The following is a 19,630-nucleotide window of genomic DNA, read 5'->3' on the forward strand; positions in this document are numbered from 1 at the left end:
CATCTGCCCTAACGCATATCAGCTTTGCAATAAGCAAAAAAAACAGGCGACTATAATGTCTTGCGCATAGAATATTTAAAGCTGTATATCCGCAGAATACAAGAAAAAAACAGACCTTATCTGTACGGATAAAATCTGCATATTTGAATCCATGAATGTGATCCTCTATATTTATATAGGAAAGCAATCCTGCAATTTGGAATCAGGTGATTATCCAATAGTTCGCAGCTTTGGCAGCTTTCGGAAGCAATCAGCTCTGTTCCAGCACCTTTTGTGCCAGCTTTTCATTCTGTTCAATCTTCTCATAGTCCTCAATCAGCTCCGAGGATGCATATACATCCGGGTCATTTTCACGATCCTTGAAAACAATTTTCAACAGAATCGGGGTTATCACAGTTGTCAGTACAACCATAATGATAATCGGGCCGAAAAATGCCTCATTCATCAAGCCAACCTTCATCCCCTTGCTGGCGACAATCAGAGCGACCTCACCGCGGGATACCATGCCGATGCCGATTCGAAGACTCTGTATGTTCTCATACCGGCACAGCTTCGCCCCCAGACCGCAGCCAACGATCTTTGTCAGAATTGCCAGAACCAGAAGCAGTACCGAGAATATCATAATGCTGGTACTCATTTCCGGCAGCACAACCTTCAAGCCAATGCTGGCAAAGAACACCGGGGAAATCAATAAATAAGACAGGGTTTCAATACGCATCTGCACATAATTGCAGCGGCTCGTACCACTGATAATCAATCCTGCGATAAATGCACCGGTGATATCCGCAACCCCGAAGAAGGCTTCCGCAACATAGGCAAACAGCAGACAGAAGGCAAAGCTCAGAATAGAAAAGCGGCGGTGTACCTTTTGATAACGGTCAAACAGCTTTTCGATACCCTTACGTGCAAATATACCAACGATAACAGCCAGCACGAAGAAGGCAACGATTTTCAGCATAACCTCTGTTAGCTGTACGGATGTATCCGCCATACCGGTAATGATGGTCAATGCGACAATTCCCAAAATATCATCTATCAAAGCCGCCCCAAGGATGGCATTGCCGCTCGGTGTGGACAGCTTTCCCATCTCCTTCAGCGTTTCCACTGAGATACTGACGGAGGTTGCCGTCAGAATGACGCCGATAAACATGTTCTGCAGAAATGCTGTAGGCTCCGTATTGAAGAAGGATGCCAGCACATAACCGGCAATCAGCGGAACCAGTACACCGATAACGGCAATGACAAAGCTGTTTCTGCCGCTTTTCTTCAGCTCGGATATATCTGTTTCCAGACCGGCGGAGAACATCAGTACGATAACACCGATTTCCGCAATATGATCCAGGAATTCCGATTCCTGTACGATATTAAAGCATGCCGGCCCCAGCAGCAGTCCTGCAACCAGCGCCCCAACGACCTGCGGCATTTCGATTCTTCTTGTCAGCAGTCCGAATACTTTCGTACTGAGCAGAATCAGCGCCACGTCCAGCAGGTAACGATAAGATTCCATAAACTCTCTCCTTTTATTTTCAACTTAACTGATTATACACCCCTTTTTCATAAAAGCAAGCGATTTCATTCAAATTCTATCCGGTATTTATTTCCAGTGCTGCGATTCAATGATCAACCAGACAGTGTATATATGAAATAACATACGTTTCTAGCACAGGCCGCAGTTTTCATAAAGGTCATGATCCTTTGCCAGTCATTTTATTGCATACTGTTTCCTGCCAGTATCTGTGCATGAAGTTCTATTAGAATAAGTCTTGTGCATGCGATTTTACATGAAGCAAGTGAAGATGGGGGGAATGCTACAGGTTCTGTGGGTACACCGGTCTATTTTACGATTTTCAAAGGACCGTATCTATCCGATAACGTCCGGCTCGTATCTTTGAAAGAGTCAAAGGCATGCCGTTATACCATTTCAAAACGGTCTTGCGATATCCGCAAACTGCCGCTCAATATCGGTATCCTGCAGCTCGAATGCTCTGCCGTTGAGATACTGCAGACAGCACGCATCCCCCTGAAAATGAAATGCCACATGATACGCACAGAGTGCCTGATAAGTCTTCTCTTTTGTCTTCCTCGCCCCGTATTTTACATCGCCCAGCAGAGGATGTCCCAGCCAGCTCATAAGAGCTCGAATCTGATGACTTTTACCGCTGTGCAGCTCCACCTCAACAAGAGAGTAGCGCTCTGCCTCCTGCAAAACACGATAGCCTGTTTCCATGCGGGTATAGCCTTCCCGCTCACGATCGATAACCTCCGCCGTATTTTGCTCATTCTTTCGATGATACAGCACGATATGATCCTGCTTTTTTTTCAATTTCCCCTGTACGATACACAGATATTTCTTTTCCACCTGACGAAGTGCGATTTTTTCATTCATGCAGCGAAGAGCCGCAGCTGTTTTAGCCGCAATTACCAGCCCCTGCGTGTTTCGGTCGATACGATGGCACAAGGCAGGGGTAAAGCTTTGTTCAGTGGTTGGATCGTATTCTTTTTTACAATACAGATAATGCAGCAGGCGGTCTGCCAGATTATCCTGCACCTCACTGGTGTCACTGTGTGCGCGAAGTCCCTTGGGCTTGTTGATCAGCAGAACAGCATCATCCTCATAGACCACATCCAGTGCATTCGGGACCTGTAGAAAGCTGCGCATGGTTGCTACTTCATAAAACTCCTCGGGGATATAGCACTGCATGGTGTCTCCCACCTGCAGTCGCTGGGAAATCTCACAGCGTTTCCGATTCACCTTGATTTTCTTATTCCTTATATATTTATACATCAGGCTCTTGGGCATGGTCTTCATCGTTTTCTGTATAAACTTATCCACCCGCTGATCCGCATCGTTTTCATTGATAATGAATTCTTTCATACACATTCCTCACCTTTCATGATATCAATTCACAGCAAATCCCTGATAGATGCTGCAGGCTTTCAGAACAGATCCTATGCAGTATCCCCACGGAGACAGCATTTTTCCATGAATTGTTATCTTTTCCCTGTATATTATACCGTACTTGCATTGCATAATCATAGAAAAACGACTAAAATTACAGTACAGAAGTGATACAGGAGGAGGGATGCGTGTGTATCGATGCAAAATGTCCGTGCGCGCTCTGGTAGAATCGGTATGGATCGGCGGTGATCTGGTATCCACAGCGCCATCCATCGAACGGGCAAATCTGGGTAGCCGTATTCATCGCATGCTGCAGAGCTCTGCACAGGGAGACTATGAAAGCGAAGTATTTCTGAAGCTGTCCAGTGAACTGGATGATATCCTGTTTGAAATTGAAGGCAGAGCGGATGGTGTTCGCAAGGAGGACGATCAGGTGACGATTGAGGAAATCAAAACAACCGCGATTCCCTTTTCCGAATTGAACGAGCCCGTCATGGTCCATCTCGCACAGGCCTATTGCTATGGCCATATGTATCTGGCTGAGCACGTTGCTCCCTCCATTCGCATCCAGATGACCTATTATCAGATTGATACCGAGGAAATCAAGCAGTTTGACGAGGAGAAAACACGGGAGGAGCTGGCGGCATTCTATATGGATACGCTGCGGCGCTATGTGAAGTGGGCAGCACTCAGCAGAGATTTGAAAATCAGCTCTTCCAGAACACTGAAGGAGCTGAAGTTTCCGTTTCCGGATTATCGCAGCGGACAGCGTGACTTTGCAGTCGCCGTATACAAAACCATTCTGGATCGGGAAAAGCTGTTCGCCTCCGCACCAACCGGTATCGGAAAGACAATTTCCACCCTGTTTCCGTCTTTGAAGGCAATTGGAGAGGGAAAGGCGGAAAAGGTATTTTATCTGTGTGCGAAAAATGTAACGGCCACAGTTGCCTATGATACTCTGCGACTGCTTTACAAGCAGGAGGTATCCTTTAAAAGCGTGGCAATCACAGCCAAGGATAAAATCTGCTTTCAGGATGTGCGTAACTGTGACCCCGAGGTATGTCCCTATGCAAAGGGCTATTATGATCGCTGTCAGGATGCCTTGTACGAACTGCTGCAGGAAACACAGTTCATCGATCGTGAGGCCGTTGAAAAAAAAGCACAGGAGCATTTGATCTGTCCCTTTGAGCTGAGCCTTGATGCAAGTCTGTATGGGGATGTGATTGTCTGTGACTATAACTATGTATTTGATCCGCGGGTGTATCTGAAACGTTTTTTTATGGAAAAGGGAGACTATATTTTTCTGGTGGATGAAGCACACAATCTGGTGGATCGTGCCAGAAGCATGTACAGCTGTGAGCTGAATAAGTCGGCGTTTCTTGCGGCAGCCCGCAATATCCAAAAGCAACGCAAGCCGCTGCATGCGGCACTGCGCGCTGTCAACCGTGAATTCCTGCGGTTAAAAAAGCAGTGCGAAGAGGAAGGACAGAATTTTATTCACCAAAAGGATCCAATTTCTTCCATCAGGCAGCGTCTGGCAGATGTGATTGAACAAATGGATATCTATCTGCAGAGTGAGCATGAAGATACCTGGGATGAAGAATTACGCGATCTGTATTTTTCATGCATAAACTACAACCGGATTTCCGAGTTTTATGATGAGGATTTTGTCACCTGTTATGAAAAGCAGAGCAGTGATATCGTACTGAAGCAGCTCTGTCTGAATCCGGCACATCCATTAAAGGAAACCTGTGCCATGGGACGAAGCACTGTCTTCTTTTCTGCGACGCTTTCTCCCATTGATTATTATCTCGATCTGCTGGGTGGAACAAGAAAGACCAGAAAGCTGTTTCTTCCTTCTCCATTCTCGGCAGAAAAGCGTAAAATCGTCCTGTGTGACGCCATTTCCACCCGCTATCGAAACCGCGATAGCTCCCTGCACCCGATTGCCGCTATGATTCACGCAGCGGTGCAGGCCAAAACAGGAAATTACATTGTTTTTCTGCCAAGCTATGCCTATATGAAGCAGGTTGCCCAGACCTTTTGTGAACAGTTCCCTGATATTCACGTATCCCTGCAGGAAAGCGGGATGAAGGAAGAAGAGAAGCAGCACTTTCTTGAACACTTCAATACCACACAAGAACTGCATGTTCTGTTCTGTGTATTAGGCGGCATGTTTTCTGAAGGAATAGACCTGAAGGGGGAAAAGCTGATCGGTACGATCATTGTCGGTGTAGGACTTCCGCAGGTCAATCCACAGCAGGAGCTGCTGCGTGAGCACTTTGACGAGGTTAACGAAACGGGGTATGCCTACGCATATCAGGTACCGGGCATGAATAAGGTACTGCAGGCTGCCGGCCGTGTTATTCGCTCGCACAGTGATATCGGTATCGTGTTACTCATTGACGAGCGCTTCACCACACCGTTTTATCAGCGGCTGTTACCAGAACACATGCGGCCGTTTCAAATTATCAATGATCCAACCCGTCTGCATGCGGCTGTAAAACAATTCTGGCAGCAAAACAGCTGATGTAGGCAGCCTGTATTTCCACCTTCAGGATCCTCTCTTATGGGATTGGAGCCGGCATCGTGATTTCACCGTGTATGTCTATCGCAAATTCTATTTTCCATCTAAAAATTTATTTGCCCCCTTCACAAATAAAGCATATCGTTTTGTGTGAAAGCAGGCTCTTCCTCATTCCAGACAGTATATATAAACGCTTTCTTTTCAAGGATTATCGAACAAAGCTGCAATGCTGTATATTTTTCAGCAGTTAAAGTATACAGTCTGATAAGCTTTTCATCCAATGTTCTATTATAAGCATCCTTGCCTGTATATCAGGAAATGGATGTCAACGCATCAACACACCTGCCGTTATATTTTTTACACGGCCTACATATATCATCATAGACGGTTAATTTTACATTGATTGTCGGATGATCGATAAGTTCATTTGCGACTTTATAGAAATCATGTCCCATGGGTTCATCCGGTATAAATCGTTCAATACCGGCACCATACAGCTTTATGATATCTATAAAATGATGCGGCTTGATGATAATTTCATCCCCCCTGCATTCCTCCTTCTCCATCTCAGATTCCTATGTTTCTTAAATACATTTTATCACAGCGGACTATGAAAACCCATGCCCTTTCAGAAAACAGCATTCATAAGAATAAAATCGTAGTCTTTGTGTCCGCAGCAGCTAAAGCCCTGCCATTTAATTGTCCGGATAGTTTCTTTTATACATAATAAAAAGGTATCAGCAGCAGAATTCCCGGTTTCATTCCTACGATCCTTCTCTGCAGATACCTTTTGGTGTTTTCGTCAGTACCTTATTTCAATTGTTTCAGACAGCTTGTTCCTATTGTGTTCTTCGGCATGGATACCTCAAAATTATCCGCAATCGTGGCTCCGATCATGGCAAAGGTATCACTTACCGGCAATAGTCCGTGTCCTTCCATACGCGGGCTGTATGCCAGAAACGGAACCATTTCCTTGGTATGATCCGTTCCCTTATAGGTTGGGTCATTCCCATGATCTGCAGTAATGATCAATAAATCATCCTCCTGCAGCTTATTGAGAACAACTCCCAGCAGCTCATCAAAGCGCTCCAGTTCTTCTCCATAGCCGACCGGATTTCTGCGATGTCCCCACAATGCATCAAAGTCAACCAGATTGACGAAGCATAAGCCGTGGAAATCCTGCTCCATGACCTCAATCGTCTGTTCCATGCCATGCACGCTGCTCTTGGATTTATGAGCCTGTGTAATGCCTTCACCATCAAAAATATCCTTGATTTTTCCAATGCTGATTACATCCAGTCCGGCTTCCTTCAGCGCATCCAGCGCTGTTTTCCCATACGGCTTCAATGCATAGTCGTGACGGTTGCTGGTGCGTTTGAATTCCCCTTTTTTACTTCCGGTATACGGACGCGCAATGACTCTTCCCACCATCCACTCCGGACGCATGGTCAGTTCTCTTGCGATTTCACAATAATGATATAAAGTCTCCACACCCATCGTTTCCTCATTTCCGCAAATCTGCAGAACAGAATCCGCTGAAGTATAGACGATCAGATCCCCGTTTTGTATTTCCTGCTCTGCCAGCTCGTCCAGAATCTCAGTTCCACTGGCAGACTTGTTTCCGATAATATGACGCCCTGTACGTTTTTCCAGCTCATCGATCAAATCCTGTGGAAAGCCGGTTTCCGTAAAGGTTTTAAACGGTGTCGTGATATGCAGTCCCATCATTTCCCAGTGTCCGGTCATCGTATCCTTGCCGACACTGGCTTCCAGCAGCTTCGTATAATAACCCAGGGGCTCGGCTGCCGGTGCCACATGCTTAAGCGGATGAAGGTTTGCCAGTCCCAGCTTTGCCAGATTCGGAATATGAAACTTCGGCATGCTTGCATCAATATGTCCCAGCGTATCACAGCCCTCATCATCATATTCCGCCGCATTCGGCATCGCACCGACACCGAGAGAATCTATGACGATTGTAAAAATCCTCTTATATGGTTTCATGTTAACCTCCTTGTGTGTTTTATTTATAACGTGCTTTCCTGTCGTATGTTATAATGCCACAGCTGTTTCCAGTGCAACCAGCATCATATCATGGAAGGATGTCTGACGCTCTTGTGCAGTTGTCTCTGCATGTGTAACCAGAGAATCGCTGATGGTCAGCAGGCAGGCAGCGCGCTTGTTTAAAATTTTGGCATTGTGGAATAGAGCAAAGCTTTCCATTTCAACACATACACAGCCATGCTTTTCAAAAAATTCCCGGTGTCCGTCCACGTTGTCCTCATGATAAAAAACATCGCTGGAATGAATTCTTGCCTTTGTCAGCGGTTTGTTCACCCTTGCGGCCGCTGCTTCTATTTCAGCATTCAGCTCAGCACTCGGTGTCTGAATATCACCGTCGACATCCGCCTGTGCCTTCGCGAAGGTGGATTCACTCCATGCACTGTCTGCAAGTACCAGATCAAACAGCTTCAGCGTATCCGTGTAGGCTCCTGCACTACCGATTCGAATAATGTTTTCTACCTCATAAAATTTATACAGCTCATAGGAATAGATTCCAATACTTGCCATTCCCATACCGCTTCCCATGACAGAGATTTTCTTTCCCTTATAGGTACCGGTATATCCGAACATATTGCGGACCGTGTTAAACTGTACCGGATTTTCCAAATAGGTTTCTGCAATGAATTTGGCGCGGAGCGGATCCCCCGGCATGAGTACAGTCTTGGCGATGTCGCCGCTGGCAGCAGCGTTATGTGGTGTTGACATAAATACTTCCTCCTTTACATAGGTTTTACGCAAAGCAGATTCCCATACATCCTGCTTGCTTTTTTTACAATAGTATCATACTATAGGAGCAGATAATAAAAAAAGGACATCTGTCCACTTTTTGAAAAGAAGGTGAATTTTATGACTGCCCTGCAGGATTTGTTAGAGGAAACAAAGGAATGCCATCACAGTCTGCTGAAGCAGCTGTTTGCCAATTGTCCCGTAGAGGTGCTGCAGCAGATGCAGCTGATCCGTCTACGTAAGAATCAAAATCTGATTTCCACTTACCAGACCAGCAATCCGGTATTTGTGCTGCTGGATGGCCGTCTGCAGGCGATCGAAGAGCGGGTCGTGGATATTCCTTACAGCTTTACGGAGCTGCACCCGGTGGATATCGTCGGCGATTATGAGCTGTTCACCGGCATGGAGGGACACTATGTGACGCTGAAAACGATGGAAGCCTCATGCTGCGCCAGACTGAGTGCTGCCTCCTATCTGCACTGGATGAAGAGTGATGCAAACGCCCTGTTTCTGCGTACGCAGATGCTGATGAAGGAGCTGTCTGTGCAGACGCAGCTTCAGCGGCAGTATTTGTTTATGGATAATCGCACACGCCTGCTTCTGTTTTTGCTGCGTTCCAATGGACAGAGTGGTGGAAGGATTCCTGCGACCCGGGAACGGATTGCAGCTTCCATCGGCTGTAGTGTGCGTACCTGCAACCGCATTATTCTCACCTTGTCACAGGAAGGCTTTGTGGACTGCATCCACGGCAAGCTGCAAATCAGCGAACAGCAGCGCAGTGCGATAAAAAAAGAACTGGAGACCTCCAGTTTCTCTTTCTGATCACGCCATCAGGGATTCACATTGGCGTATCGTATCGACAACCACGCAGCCTGTTTTTTCCAGCTTTCCCTTATCCTCATGTCCGTTGGCGATCAGAATACAACGGCAGCCGGCACCATGGGCAACCTCACTGTCGTGTACACTGTCACCGATAAAGACCACTTCCCGCGGATTCAGACCGCTTTCCTGTACAAAGCGCTTTGCCAGCTCTGCCTTGGATGCCGCATGGATATTATCCAGACCGCGTACCTGCTCAAAATATTGTTCAATATCATAATTATCCAGCTGCTCATGCAGGAAATGCAAATCACTGGCACTCAGCAGATACTGATGCACTCCCTTTTTCTTCAGCTGTGACAGCATGTCCGTTACCCCGTCATGCAAAGAGCAGGCCATACTGTGGGGCTGATAATAGCGCATATATTCCTTTGCGAGCATAGGAAACGGTGTCTTCTCAAAGTCAAAGCCGACTTTTTTATAATATTCTATCACAGGAAACTGAAAATATTTCCGGTATTCCCCTTTATCCAGAACCAGAGGCAGCTGTGCCTTTTTCAGAATGGTATTCAACGCTTCCATACTGACATCAATATCATCCAGCAGCGTACCGTTCCAATCCCAGACGACATGTTTTATATCATTCATAAGAAACCTCCTTCGTATTATTCTATTATATTGCCCCTTATTATATACAAAAGAATATCCCGGTGCAACCATTGTGCGTAAAATAATTGAAAAATTGAATAGGAAATCTGCATAGAAATCATACCGAATGATTACCATAGTATCATTCGGTAATTCATTTCGTTTTATGAGAAAAAGATGAAAAGTACCGGTAGAAAGTTTCTAAGCCGGCCTCCTCATCTTATTTTCCTGTAGCAGTATTGCTTATTTCATGGATGCTACTTTCTGATTCAGCTTTATAATCGAATTTGCCATATCCTTCATTAGAATTGCATTCATCAAATGATCCTGCGCATGTACTATATTGAGTGCCACAGGTGAAACTTTATATAGTTGAATAGTCTTTGAAAACGATTTCTTTATGAACCTCTTTTTAGTGCATCTTTTTGTATCATCTCCTTACGATTTCCTCTGTTTTATTTCAATTTTCCTCTTGACAGATTACCAGAAGGATTGAATCAGATATACGTAATTTGAAGAGAGACTAGATTTTCACTAAGATAAAGCTTTCTACCATATTGGCAAAGAATACAACCGATACCTATTTCTTTATCCGGAATATTATGAAGTACCGAGAAATTTTTAGCCATTCCCTTCATTGGATTTGCACTCATCTTTATTTCAATCGGATACAGAATGCCATCTTTTTCAATGATGAGATCAATTACTATTTTGTCCTTATCTCTATAATAATATATAGATGATATGCTTTACCGGAATTCAAATGCGTTATCATAACTTCAGAAACAACAAAGTTCTCAAATACATTTCTGGCTTTTGCGCCATTTTTCAATACTTCAGGTGTTGTCCACCTTTTCAAATAACATATCAAACCAGAATCGTGTAAATATACCTTAGGTGTTTTCACCACCTTCTTCAATATATTATTAGAATAAGGCTCCAGCAAAAAAATGATACCTGATATCTATAATATTAAAACCATTGTTTCACTGTATCGATACTGATTTCAACTTCATTTGCAATAGCATGGAAATTAAGCAATTCGCCGCATCTTGCAGCTAAAGCTGTAAGATACTTCATGAATTTTAACTCATTATTCACTAGCTGTCTCACATCTTTTTCAATATATGTTTTCAATCAATACTGTCTCGAGCGACCATCCGTGGCATTTTACGATTCCTATAATAATATTTATTGATGGCTGTTAAAAAATCTGCGGTTACTATGATAATTCGTAGGCTTTCCTTTATCCTACCGGATGGTGTTACCGAAAATCATGTAAATAATTTATATCACCACGATCCACCGTTACTTCCATTACTGTGCAGATATCCCGTTCCACACAAAATGCGGTAGTTTCATGCAATTTGTAAACACCGTCGCCCATTGTAGCCTGTTAAGGGTTATATTATGAGCATGTCCAATACGAAACATGAAGTTAGTAAGATTTCACCTCCCTTATCCTCTTCCTTAAAGAAGCCGGCAAAAATTACGTGCCACCTTTGTTTTATTTACTTGCTCTGTACGATTAACTCCATCTTCCATGATACATTCATTTTCTTATTCAATACAAAGACTGAATACGTTATCTTATGTATGTGAGATAGAGAATAATAAGTGATTTATCTGAATCAAAAGAGAATAAATAAATCACGTTATATTGTATCTACACACTCTATACCAGCTACTACTGAGACCTCTATATACTTTTTAAGCTCTTTATTTTTATAATTTACACCCTTATCCGTGAATACGAAATGCTCCGAAAAGTGCTTAAAACAAAGGATTTTTACGTACTTCGTCGATGTATCGAAACCACCGTCTCTACATGGACTGTGTGTCATTTTCAAACGTCGCATAGATAGAGTTATCCAACTAAACGCATGTATAAATTTTGATTATGCATTATAGCTATAATCAATAAAATATCGAACTTTACCTATATATATCACAGATGGCTTTGCTACCTTATTTATTTAAACAAATTTTTTATTAAACAAATAAACTGGGATTTAGCTATTCCATAACATGAAGATTATTGCAAAACATGTTAACATAGGAAAGTATAGAAAAGAGTATTTTTTAATACCATTTCTTCCAATCCGATTAGGTCTCTTTTCTAATATAACCATATATGTGACATGTCCTAAAAACCCAAGGACAGGTACTAATAAAATAATATACCATTTACTTGAATAAATATCTGCATTTCCAAAAAAATTAAAATGTGTAGCAATTTCATTAGGGAATGAATCACAAAACACCAACAATAGTACAGATGGAATAAAACATAAGACTCCATATTTGATATCTTTCATAAATTCCTCCAACTTCTAATTTTTCAGTTTGATAAACTTGAATTTGACGAGCTAATACTACAAAAGTCATTTATCAAACAAACTCAGCTATCACTATCTCATTTCCATCAATATCTTTTAAGCGAAGCTCGTTAGTTCCCCGATCATATCGCACAGGGTCAGCTAGTGGAAGCCCTTTTCCCTTTAACCATTCTACTGTTGAATCAAGATTTTTTGTTTGAAATACAAAGGATTGATAACCAGTCGGTGGTGCGTCGAATGCCTTGCAATCCCATATGCAAATAGTGGATATTTTCATTAAAGCCAAGATAAACCCCATTTGAATCGTCAACATTAGTTTTAATAAAGGGTATCTCTAATATTTCCCTGTAAAACTCAATCAGTTCTTTCGCATGCTCAGAAAAAATATTTGTGCAGTAGTATCCTGTTATCATCTTTTCACCATTCCATAATCATTTCTCATCGTCTAATATCCCTAAAATTGCTTCCCAAATTCAAATATGACTTACAGTTTTAGTTTATCTTTCTAATTGCGCCGAATACATGTTATACCTATTATTTTAGTGGTTAAATTAACCTTTTTAGAGTTGTATCCGAAATTTTATCATTTTGTTTCAGTAAGTCTCGTCTCATTAAGTTTAGTAAAGATAAAATATCTATCAAATTTCTCTTTTGCTTGAACTTCTGTTTGTCCATCATTGGTGAAATTAATATCTCCAATATCTGCCAGCTTCCTAATGATTGGCTCAGTAGAAAATAATATAATTTCTTGTTTGACAGCTATTAACCGCAAATGCAGTTCTTCCCTATTTGCACGTTGACTTGTGGACTGAGAAACGATTACCATAAGTTCTTTATATATTCTGAGTTTTTCTAAAAACAGTTGATGTTTCAAATTTGAACGATGATTCAAAAATATAGAAACCACTGCTACTACTGTTGTTGCAATTACTGCTGCTATAGAAATAATGTCTTTAAAATTCATAATCCCTCCTATAAATTTCTAATTTACCTTTCTATTTATTTCTCACTAATTTCACGATACTCTCTACATGAACCGTATGCGGGAACATATCCACCGGAACCAGCTTGCCCTGTACCCGATATCCCATACGCTCAAACATCTGCAAATCGCGAATCTGCGTCTGCGGATTACATGAGATATACAATACCTGTTTCGGCTTCATCCGTACCAGACTCTTAATGAAATCCTCACTGCTTCCACTTCTGGGAGGATCCATAATCACGACATCCAGCCGCTTCTTCTCCGCCGCAAGCCTTGTCATATAGCGCCCAGCATCCTCACAAACAAAACGGATATTGGATATCTGATTGATCTTCGCATTGATTTTGGCATCCTCCACCGCATCACGGTTGATTTCCACACCGATCACCTGCTTCACGAAGCGTGATACATACATCCCAATCGTCCCGATTCCACAATATGCATCCAGCACCGTTTCCTTACCACTTAGCTCCAGCAGCTCCACCGAACGCTGATAAAGAACTTCCGTTTGCTCATGATTGATCTGATAGAAAGACTTTGCAGATATCCGGAAGGTCATACCGCACAAAACATCCTCGATATACCCGGGACCATATAGTACACGCTCCTCATCCCCTAACACCACGCTTGTTTTTCTGGTATTCACATTCTGCACGATTGTTGTAATTTGAGGAAATCGTTTTCTTAGCTCCTGTATAAAATTCCTCCTTGCCGGAAACACATTGGAATTCAATACAAGAACGATCATGATCTGTTTGCTTACCGCACCATACCGCACGACTACATGCCGGATAAGCCCTTTGCGCTGATCCTCATTATACGGTTCGATGTGGAGCTTTCCCATCAGCTCCACAATGCCTGCAATTATGCTGTCACACACCTCAGGATGCAGAGGACAGCATTTATAGGGGATTATACGATGAGAGAATTCCTCATAAAAGCCTGCCTGTATTCGACGCTGCCTGTCCTTTTGAAATCCGATAATCACCTTATTGCGATACTGCCATGGCTCCTCCATCATGACGATATCCTCCGTCTGTAATTTCATTCCCTTCGCCCTGTCACACAGGGCTTGCATACTTTGGTTCTTAAATACACGCTGTCCCTGCGCATTCATATGTAGCAGCTGACAGCTTCCGCAGTGCTCATAAATCGGACACTTCACCGGTTTACGGAAAGGAGATGCCCTTTTAATTTCTACAACCTCACCGATATACCCCTTTGCAATACGCCTGACAATTCGGACACGGACCTCCTCCTGCTTCAACACATGGCGCACAAGTACGATATCCTTTCCTATACGCAGCAGTCCGTTATGCGCCTCATCCATACCGGTGATAACACCGCTTACCATCTGCTTAATCTTTAACATGACATTCCTCTTTCAACAGCTTCTGCGCCTTCGCGATACAGCCCTCATCTGTAAATAAGATTCCCTGTATTCCCATCTTCTCTGCCTGCCTAGTATTTTCCACATTATCATCCAGATAAAGAAGCTCCTCGGCGTTGAGCTCATAGCGCTCAAGCAGCACTTCAAAAATATAGGGATCCGGTTTGTTGGTTTTCTCCTCATAGGACAATACCGCACCGTCCGCCAGTGGAAAGAACTGCTGGGTTTCCTTCAAATAATCCGCAGAATCCTGACTGATATTGGAAAGAATATAAATTCCATAACCGGCATTCTTCATCTGTTTCATAAAGGCTATGCTTTCCTGCATCGGCTGCATCAGCTGCAGCCAGTTCTGTAATACGATATCCGTCTCCTCAACCATATCCGGATATGCATCGTGATACACCGCATACAGATCCTCCAGCATCCAGATTCCCTGATCATACTTCTCCCATGCTTCATGTGTAAAAATACGGCTGCAGACACGGTGTGTCTTTTCTTCACTTTGAAACCACCGGATAAAATAGGTCTCCGGTGCAAAGGTCATCAATACATTTCCTATATCAAATACAATATGTTTTATCATGCTTTCTACTCCTTGTTTTCATTTCTATTATACTATAAGAAGCCCCGGCTTCCCAGTCACTAATATCAATATTGCAAAATCTGGATAATGAAAGAATATAAAAAGGATGAACTGCCACATCATGCTACTTTCTCAATCAGGCCTGCATTAAAAAAAAGAAGCATTCTTATAACAGAATTTAAATTCTCCTTCTATCGTATACCCTGAGTAAAAAAGAACCTGACAATACGGCTGTCATGCTTATTCAAAGAGCACAACAGAAAAAAGAGGTCACATGGAAGTGAACCTCTTACAATTTTAATCTACGATTTCCACTGCTTCAGCTTTTGCAGCTGCTGTATGCTCCGTTACCTTTGAAAACCCGGCACGCAGCATGACAGTGGATGTATATACCGTTACACATACAACGATCCATTTCAGTACATCCAGCGGCAGTGATTTGATCAGAAGAGATGCAACCAGAGTTGCAATTGATCCGAAAATCGCCATGGAAAGTGCTGATTTTCGATTGTATGCCCCCTCCTTGATAAACTTTACAGATGCAGGCGGCATCAGGAAGGCACAGGATCCCATCATAATCGGGAACGCGACATCCGGAGACATTCCCAATAGATACACAAGGACCATGCAGGGATTATACAGACCGACACCCGCTGTCATCAATGCTCCCAGAATAAAGTTGACGATACCGGCAATCACAAGCTTTCCACCCGCGAGTCCAATGGCATCTCCACCAATCGGCATTAACTTCAAAAGACTTGCCAGCATGATGCATGCCGTACATGCAAGTGCAAACCCCATTACCAGACGAATTTTCTTCTCTGACATGCGGGAAACCACACCTGCTCCGAGAACTGCACCAAGCATAGCGGCAGCCAGCATGACAACCAGTGTCCATGCCTCAACCTTGACAACCGTTGTAAAAATCAGTGCCTGCAGCAGTACCGGAATACAGTTGGCAACATTCATCGTTCCCGGAATCAGCTTATCCCGTGTCTGCTTCGTAAATTTCAGTAATGCTGTCTGTGGAGCGAATGCCCCGATTCCCAGCGGATCGAAGAAATTTACCAGAGCCCCGATAGCGCCGGTCTTCCACCAGGAGGTATCTCCCTCAAACTCATCCTTGTGTTTGATCAGGTCGTAAGCGAAAAAAGCAGTGTATCCGATCAGCAGTACGATCAGCAATCCAATAATAATAGTAGTAATATCCATAATCTTCTCTTTAACTCCCATTGTACGCTCTTGCGTCTTCTCTATTGTTTAACTCCAATGCTGCTTGCTGTTATTCACCGGCACTCTGTTCCAGCATCCCTCTGTTACAGGCGCCGTCTTGCTTTCAGCAGTTCTTGCAATTGCAGACATCCCTGCACGCTAATTGCAATCCTCGCCGCAAACACATGGTGAAGCACAGCCTTCTTCCAAATTCCTCTGTTTTATTTCGACATCTCTCTTGATTTATCCGCACAAGCCTTCATGCTCTGCATAATGCTGGAGCGAAATCCGGTTTCCTCAAGCTTTGCGACAGCAGCGATGGTCGTTCCTCCCGGTGAACAAACCATATCCTTCAGCTCTCCCGGATGCTTTCCGGTTTCCAGAACCATCTGGGCACTTCCCAGTACCGCCTGTGCCGCAAATTTATATGCCTGTGGTCTTGGCATACCTTCCACTACGGCGGCATCTGCCATTGCTTCAATCATCATATAGACATATGCCGGTGATGATCCGCTGACTGCCGTTACCGCATCCATCAGGTGCTCTGGTACAATTTCACTCTTACCAAAGCTGTTGAAGATAGCCGTAATCTCTGCGGTTTCTTCCTTTGTGACATTCTTTGCAGGTGCAATGGCAGCCATACCCTCACCAACAAGTGCCGGTGTGTTTGGCATTGTCTTGACGATTTTGATTTCTCTTCCAAACAGCTGTGCTACCGCTTCGGAGGATTGTCCGGCTGCAATCACGACGATGATGACATCCTCTTTCACAACAGTCTTGATCTGATTGATGACAACCGGATACAGGAACGGCTTTACAGACAGCACAATGATGTCGCATACCTTTGCCAGTTGCGCATTGTCTGTTGTCGTATTGACGCCATAGCTTTCCCGTACACGAGCCAGACTCTCCTCGTTGATGTCGGATACATAAATGTTTTCTTTGGCAGTCAGACCGGCCTTGATGATCCCCCCGATCATCGCACCGCCCATGTTTCCGCTGCCGATAAATCCAATGGTCTTGTTCATAACTATTTTCCTTCTTTCCTAATATTGTTTATGAAAAGCTCTGCTCTGTACGATTAATGATTTCATCCTGCAGCTCTTTGCTCAGATTGCGGAAATGATCGGAGTAGCCTGCAACTCGTACAATCAGATCGCGGTATTCCGCAGGATTCTGCTGTGCCTTGATCAGTGTTTCACGGTCGATGACATTGAACTGAATGTGGTGTCCGTCCATGTTGAAATAGGAGCGGATCAAATCTGCCATATTGCTTAAACCGTCTTCTCCGGCTACAACACTTGGTGTAAACTTCTGGTTCAGCAGCGTACCACCGGTAGACAGATGATCCATCTTGCTTGCGGAGCGAATAACGGAGGTTGGTCCATTCACATCCGCTGCCTTTTCCGGAGAAATCCCCTCACTGACCGGTTTGTGTGCCAGACGGCCGTTTGGAGAAGCCAGCATGACCTCACCAAAATATACATGGCAGGTGGTCGGCAGCATATTGATTCTCCACTGACCGTTACGCATGTTCGGACGACCGGTGATCGTATTCTTATAGAAGGTAAACACCTCCTTCATAATCGCGTCTGCATAATCATCATCATTTCCATACTTCGGTGTCTTGCGGGAAACCAGATTATAGAGACGAACATGCTCTTCTCCTTCGAAGTTATCCTGCAATGCCTTCATCAGCTCACCCATTGTGAAATTCTTTTTGTCATACACATTGTATTTGATTGCGGACAAAGAGTCGGTGATTGTTCCGATACCTACTCCCTGCAGATAGTTCGTATTGTAGCGCGCACCTCCGGCATTGTAGTCCTTGCCGTTGGTGATGCAGTCGTCGGTGATGATGGAAAGGAACGGTGCCGGCATGTATTTCGCATAGATACGGGTAATCATATTGCTTCCCTTAACCTTGATATCCGCAAAATGCTCAATCTGCTTTTTGTAGGCATCAAACAGCTCGTCATAGCTCTTAAAGTCTTCCGCTTCTCCCAGCTGTAAGCCCAGCTGCTTTCCGCCAACCGGATCCCATCCGTTATGCAGTGTGATTTCCAGAATTTTCGGCAGATTGAAATATCCCTGCAGAATGTATGCTTCCCGTCCGAAGGCTCCGGTTTCCACACAGCCGGAGGTTCCTCCACGACGTGCATCCTCAATGGATTTCCCGGCATTCAGCAGCTCCTGAATAATCGCCTCCGTATTGTAGAAGGCAGGCTGTCCCCAGCCCTTTCGACTGATTTCACATGCTCTCTTGATAAATTTCATCGGTGTCTTTTTGGAGATCTGTACGTTGCTGGATGGCTGCAGCAGCTTCATTTCATCCATAACATCCAGAATCAGATAGGATACATCATTGACCCCGTCTTCTCCATCCGGTGTAATCCCTCCGGTATTGATATTCGCAAAATCCGTATAAGTGGAGGATTCCTTCAGCGTGATGCCCACCTTTGGAGGAGCCGGCTGATTGTTGAATTTCACCCACAGACATTCCAGAAGCTCCTTTGCCTTGGATTTATCCAGACGTCCCGCTTCGATATCTGCTTCATAAAACGGATTCAGATGCTGATCCAGACGTCCCGGGGAGTATGCATCCCATGGATTCAGCTCGGTTGTCACACCGAGGTGTACAAACCAGTACATCTGAATCGCCTGCCAGTAGGTCTTCGGCTTATGTGCCGGAACGATGTCACAGTTTGCGGCAATCTGCAGCAGTTCTTCCTTACGTACAGGGTCACTTTCCTTTTCCGCAAGCTCTCTGGCCAGCGCTGCATAGCGTTTTCCCAGAATCATGATGGCATCGCACATAATACTCATACCACGCAGCTCATCGCGTTTTTCGATTGCCTCCGGATCGTTTAGGAAATCAATCGCAGCGATTGCCTCTTCAATGTCCTGCTGGTAATCCAGAAATCCCTTTGCATAGATTTTCTCAGAGCCGACGGTATGCCCCGGACCACGCTGTTCCATAAATTCTGTAAAGATACCTGCCTCATAGCAGTCCTTCCATTCCTGTGACATGGAATTGATTATCTTATGACGGATGGAGCGTTTTTCCCAGAATGGGATAATCGTTTCCTCCTGCTGCTTCATGTCCTCATCACTGACCTTAAAGCAGATCAGCTCACGGTCGTTCATAACCTTCATATCCTCCAGCGTGTGGCAGCACAGCTCCGGGAAGGTAGGGGTAGACTGCGGTCCTGCTCCCTTATCTCCGACAATCAGCTCACCGTCTTCAATCGTGATGGTCTTGCGGGAAAAAATTTCCTTCATTGACAGTGCGCGCAGCTCCGGAATTGATACCTCACCCTCGTATTTCTTGTAGGCATCCGTCATGAGCATGGCACGTTCCATAAAAATGTGCGGTGTTGTTTCCTCGCTCTGCTTTCTTAGTTTCTTGATTCGATCATTCATTCCTCTGAGTTCCAT

General features: G+C 44.1%; 19 protein-coding genes. 2 read left to right on the plus strand and 17 right to left on the minus strand.

Going from position 1 to position 19,630, the window contains the following annotated elements; genetic code table 11:
* Positions 1 to 250: 250 nt before the first annotated feature.
* Positions 251 to 1,507, minus strand: a complete 1,257-nt coding sequence (locus tag ACG3M1_RS15910) for a cation:proton antiporter (protein WP_008817722.1) — start codon at positions 1,505 to 1,507, stop codon at positions 251 to 253.
* A 414-nt stretch (positions 1,508 to 1,921) separates the two neighbouring features.
* Positions 1,922 to 2,875, minus strand: coding sequence for an RluA family pseudouridine synthase (locus ACG3M1_RS15915; RefSeq protein WP_021420042.1), 954 nt, complete (start codon positions 2,873 to 2,875; stop codon positions 1,922 to 1,924).
* A gap of 208 nt (positions 2,876 to 3,083) precedes the next feature.
* On the opposite strand from ACG3M1_RS15915, the gene ACG3M1_RS15920 reads away from it, so the two are divergent.
* Positions 3,084 to 5,429: an ATP-dependent DNA helicase gene (locus ACG3M1_RS15920; RefSeq protein WP_008817724.1), complete on the plus strand. Its 2,346-nt coding sequence runs from the start codon at positions 3,084 to 3,086 to the stop codon at positions 5,427 to 5,429.
* Positions 5,430 to 5,737: 308 nt separating this feature from the next.
* Here ACG3M1_RS15920 and ACG3M1_RS15925 read toward each other — a convergent pair whose 3' ends face one another.
* The 3 genes from ACG3M1_RS15925 to deoD form a co-directional block, all read right to left on the minus strand.
* Positions 5,738 to 5,992 carry a hypothetical protein gene (locus ACG3M1_RS15925; RefSeq protein WP_257339873.1) on the minus strand — a complete coding sequence of 85 codons (255 nt, stop codon included), beginning with the start codon at positions 5,990 to 5,992 and terminating at the stop codon, positions 5,738 to 5,740.
* Between the two features lie 244 nt (positions 5,993 to 6,236).
* Positions 6,237 to 7,427, minus strand: a complete 1,191-nt coding sequence (locus ACG3M1_RS15930; protein WP_002609938.1) for a phosphopentomutase — start codon at positions 7,425 to 7,427, stop codon at positions 6,237 to 6,239.
* Positions 7,428 to 7,475: 48 nt separating this feature from the next.
* Positions 7,476 to 8,192 (minus strand): purine-nucleoside phosphorylase, encoded by a 717-nt coding sequence (gene deoD / locus ACG3M1_RS15935; protein WP_002609936.1) that lies wholly within the window; start codon positions 8,190 to 8,192, stop codon positions 7,476 to 7,478.
* 141 nt (positions 8,193 to 8,333) lie between these two features.
* On the opposite strand from deoD, the gene ACG3M1_RS15940 reads away from it, so the two are divergent.
* The gene (locus ACG3M1_RS15940) at positions 8,334 to 9,035 is read left to right on the plus strand and encodes a Crp/Fnr family transcriptional regulator (RefSeq protein ID WP_008817726.1); all 702 of its coding nucleotides are present in this window, start codon (positions 8,334 to 8,336) and stop codon (positions 9,033 to 9,035) included.
* On the opposite strand, the gene ACG3M1_RS15945 is transcribed toward ACG3M1_RS15940, so the two are convergent.
* The 12 genes from ACG3M1_RS15945 to hypD form a co-directional block, all read right to left on the minus strand.
* Positions 9,036 to 9,680: an HAD family hydrolase gene (locus ACG3M1_RS15945; protein WP_008817727.1), complete on the minus strand. Its 645-nt coding sequence runs from the start codon at positions 9,678 to 9,680 to the stop codon at positions 9,036 to 9,038.
* A 243-nt stretch (positions 9,681 to 9,923) separates the two neighbouring features.
* Positions 9,924 to 10,034, minus strand: a complete 111-nt coding sequence (locus ACG3M1_RS15950) for a PTS lactose/cellobiose transporter subunit IIA (protein WP_207636088.1) — start codon at positions 10,032 to 10,034, stop codon at positions 9,924 to 9,926.
* Positions 10,035 to 10,386: 352 nt separating this feature from the next.
* Complete coding sequence (locus ACG3M1_RS15955) at positions 10,387 to 10,626, minus strand: DUF4143 domain-containing protein (protein WP_009588251.1); 240 nt, start codon at positions 10,624 to 10,626, stop codon at positions 10,387 to 10,389.
* 26 nt (positions 10,627 to 10,652) lie between these two features.
* The gene (locus tag ACG3M1_RS15960; RefSeq protein ID WP_395815456.1) at positions 10,653 to 10,793 is read right to left on the minus strand and encodes a hypothetical protein; all 141 of its coding nucleotides are present in this window, start codon (positions 10,791 to 10,793) and stop codon (positions 10,653 to 10,655) included.
* An 899-nt stretch (positions 10,794 to 11,692) separates the two neighbouring features.
* Positions 11,693 to 11,998, minus strand: coding sequence for a DUF1648 domain-containing protein (locus ACG3M1_RS15965; protein ID WP_009270757.1), 306 nt, complete (start codon positions 11,996 to 11,998; stop codon positions 11,693 to 11,695).
* 203 nt (positions 11,999 to 12,201) lie between these two features.
* Positions 12,202 to 12,432 (minus strand): hypothetical protein, encoded by a 231-nt coding sequence (locus ACG3M1_RS15970; protein ID WP_224720919.1) that lies wholly within the window; start codon positions 12,430 to 12,432, stop codon positions 12,202 to 12,204.
* A 170-nt stretch (positions 12,433 to 12,602) separates the two neighbouring features.
* A complete protein-coding gene (locus tag ACG3M1_RS15975; RefSeq protein WP_009270758.1) occupies positions 12,603 to 12,983 on the minus strand; it encodes a hypothetical protein in 381 nt (126 codons plus the stop codon).
* 31 nt (positions 12,984 to 13,014) lie between these two features.
* The gene (rlmD, locus tag ACG3M1_RS15980; protein ID WP_009588236.1) at positions 13,015 to 14,376 is read right to left on the minus strand and encodes a 23S rRNA (uracil(1939)-C(5))-methyltransferase RlmD; all 1,362 of its coding nucleotides are present in this window, start codon (positions 14,374 to 14,376) and stop codon (positions 13,015 to 13,017) included.
* Positions 14,363 to 14,980, minus strand: a complete 618-nt coding sequence (locus tag ACG3M1_RS15985; RefSeq protein WP_008817800.1) for an HAD family hydrolase — start codon at positions 14,978 to 14,980, stop codon at positions 14,363 to 14,365. The genes rlmD and ACG3M1_RS15985 overlap by 14 nt, the downstream gene beginning before the upstream one ends.
* Before the next feature lie 297 nt (positions 14,981 to 15,277).
* Complete coding sequence (locus ACG3M1_RS15990; protein ID WP_009588253.1) at positions 15,278 to 16,192, minus strand: sulfite exporter TauE/SafE family protein; 915 nt, start codon at positions 16,190 to 16,192, stop codon at positions 15,278 to 15,280.
* Positions 16,193 to 16,413: 221 nt separating this feature from the next.
* Positions 16,414 to 17,220, minus strand: coding sequence for a pyrroline-5-carboxylate reductase (proC, locus tag ACG3M1_RS15995; protein ID WP_395814306.1), 807 nt, complete (start codon positions 17,218 to 17,220; stop codon positions 16,414 to 16,416).
* Between the two features lie 28 nt (positions 17,221 to 17,248).
* Positions 17,249 to 19,630, minus strand: a complete 2,382-nt coding sequence (hypD, locus tag ACG3M1_RS16000) for a trans-4-hydroxy-L-proline dehydratase (RefSeq protein ID WP_009270794.1) — start codon at positions 19,628 to 19,630, stop codon at positions 17,249 to 17,251.

Origin of the sequence: Clostridium sp. 10cd* (assembly GCF_044336395.1) — a bacterium.
Lineage (GTDB): Bacteria > Bacillota_I > Bacilli_A > Erysipelotrichales > Erysipelotrichaceae > Clostridium_AQ > Clostridium_AQ innocuum.

Coding starts and splice junctions, on each gene's coding strand:
- ACG3M1_RS15910 (WP_008817722.1), bottom strand. CDS start 1,507: ATGGAATCTTATCGTTACCTGCTGGACGTGGCGCTGATTCTGCTCAGT.
- ACG3M1_RS15915 (WP_021420042.1), bottom strand. CDS start 2,875: ATGAAAGAATTCATTATCAATGAAAACGATGCGGATCAGCGGGTGGAT.
- ACG3M1_RS15920 (WP_008817724.1), top strand. CDS start 3,084: ATGCGTGTGTATCGATGCAAAATGTCCGTGCGCGCTCTGGTAGAATCG.
- ACG3M1_RS15925 (WP_257339873.1), bottom strand. CDS start 5,992: ATGGAGAAGGAGGAATGCAGGGGGGATGAAATTATCATCAAGCCGCAT.
- ACG3M1_RS15930 (WP_002609938.1), bottom strand. CDS start 7,427: ATGAAACCATATAAGAGGATTTTTACAATCGTCATAGATTCTCTCGGT.
- deoD (WP_002609936.1), bottom strand. CDS start 8,192: ATGTCAACACCACATAACGCTGCTGCCAGCGGCGACATCGCCAAGACT.
- ACG3M1_RS15940 (WP_008817726.1), top strand. CDS start 8,334: ATGACTGCCCTGCAGGATTTGTTAGAGGAAACAAAGGAATGCCATCAC.
- ACG3M1_RS15945 (WP_008817727.1), bottom strand. CDS start 9,680: ATGAATGATATAAAACATGTCGTCTGGGATTGGAACGGTACGCTGCTG.
- ACG3M1_RS15965 (WP_009270757.1), bottom strand. CDS start 11,998: ATGAAAGATATCAAATATGGAGTCTTATGTTTTATTCCATCTGTACTA.
- ACG3M1_RS15970 (WP_224720919.1), bottom strand. CDS start 12,432: ATGATAACAGGATACTACTGCACAAATATTTTTTCTGAGCATGCGAAA.
- ACG3M1_RS15975 (WP_009270758.1), bottom strand. CDS start 12,983: ATGAATTTTAAAGACATTATTTCTATAGCAGCAGTAATTGCAACAACA.
- rlmD (WP_009588236.1), bottom strand. CDS start 14,376: ATGTTAAAGATTAAGCAGATGGTAAGCGGTGTTATCACCGGTATGGAT.
- ACG3M1_RS15985 (WP_008817800.1), bottom strand. CDS start 14,980: ATGATAAAACATATTGTATTTGATATAGGAAATGTATTGATGACCTTT.
- ACG3M1_RS15990 (WP_009588253.1), bottom strand. CDS start 16,192: ATGGATATTACTACTATTATTATTGGATTGCTGATCGTACTGCTGATC.
- proC (WP_395814306.1), bottom strand. CDS start 17,220: ATGAACAAGACCATTGGATTTATCGGCAGCGGAAACATGGGCGGTGCG.
- hypD (WP_009270794.1), bottom strand. CDS start 19,630: ATGGAACTCAGAGGAATGAATGATCGAATCAAGAAACTAAGAAAGCAG.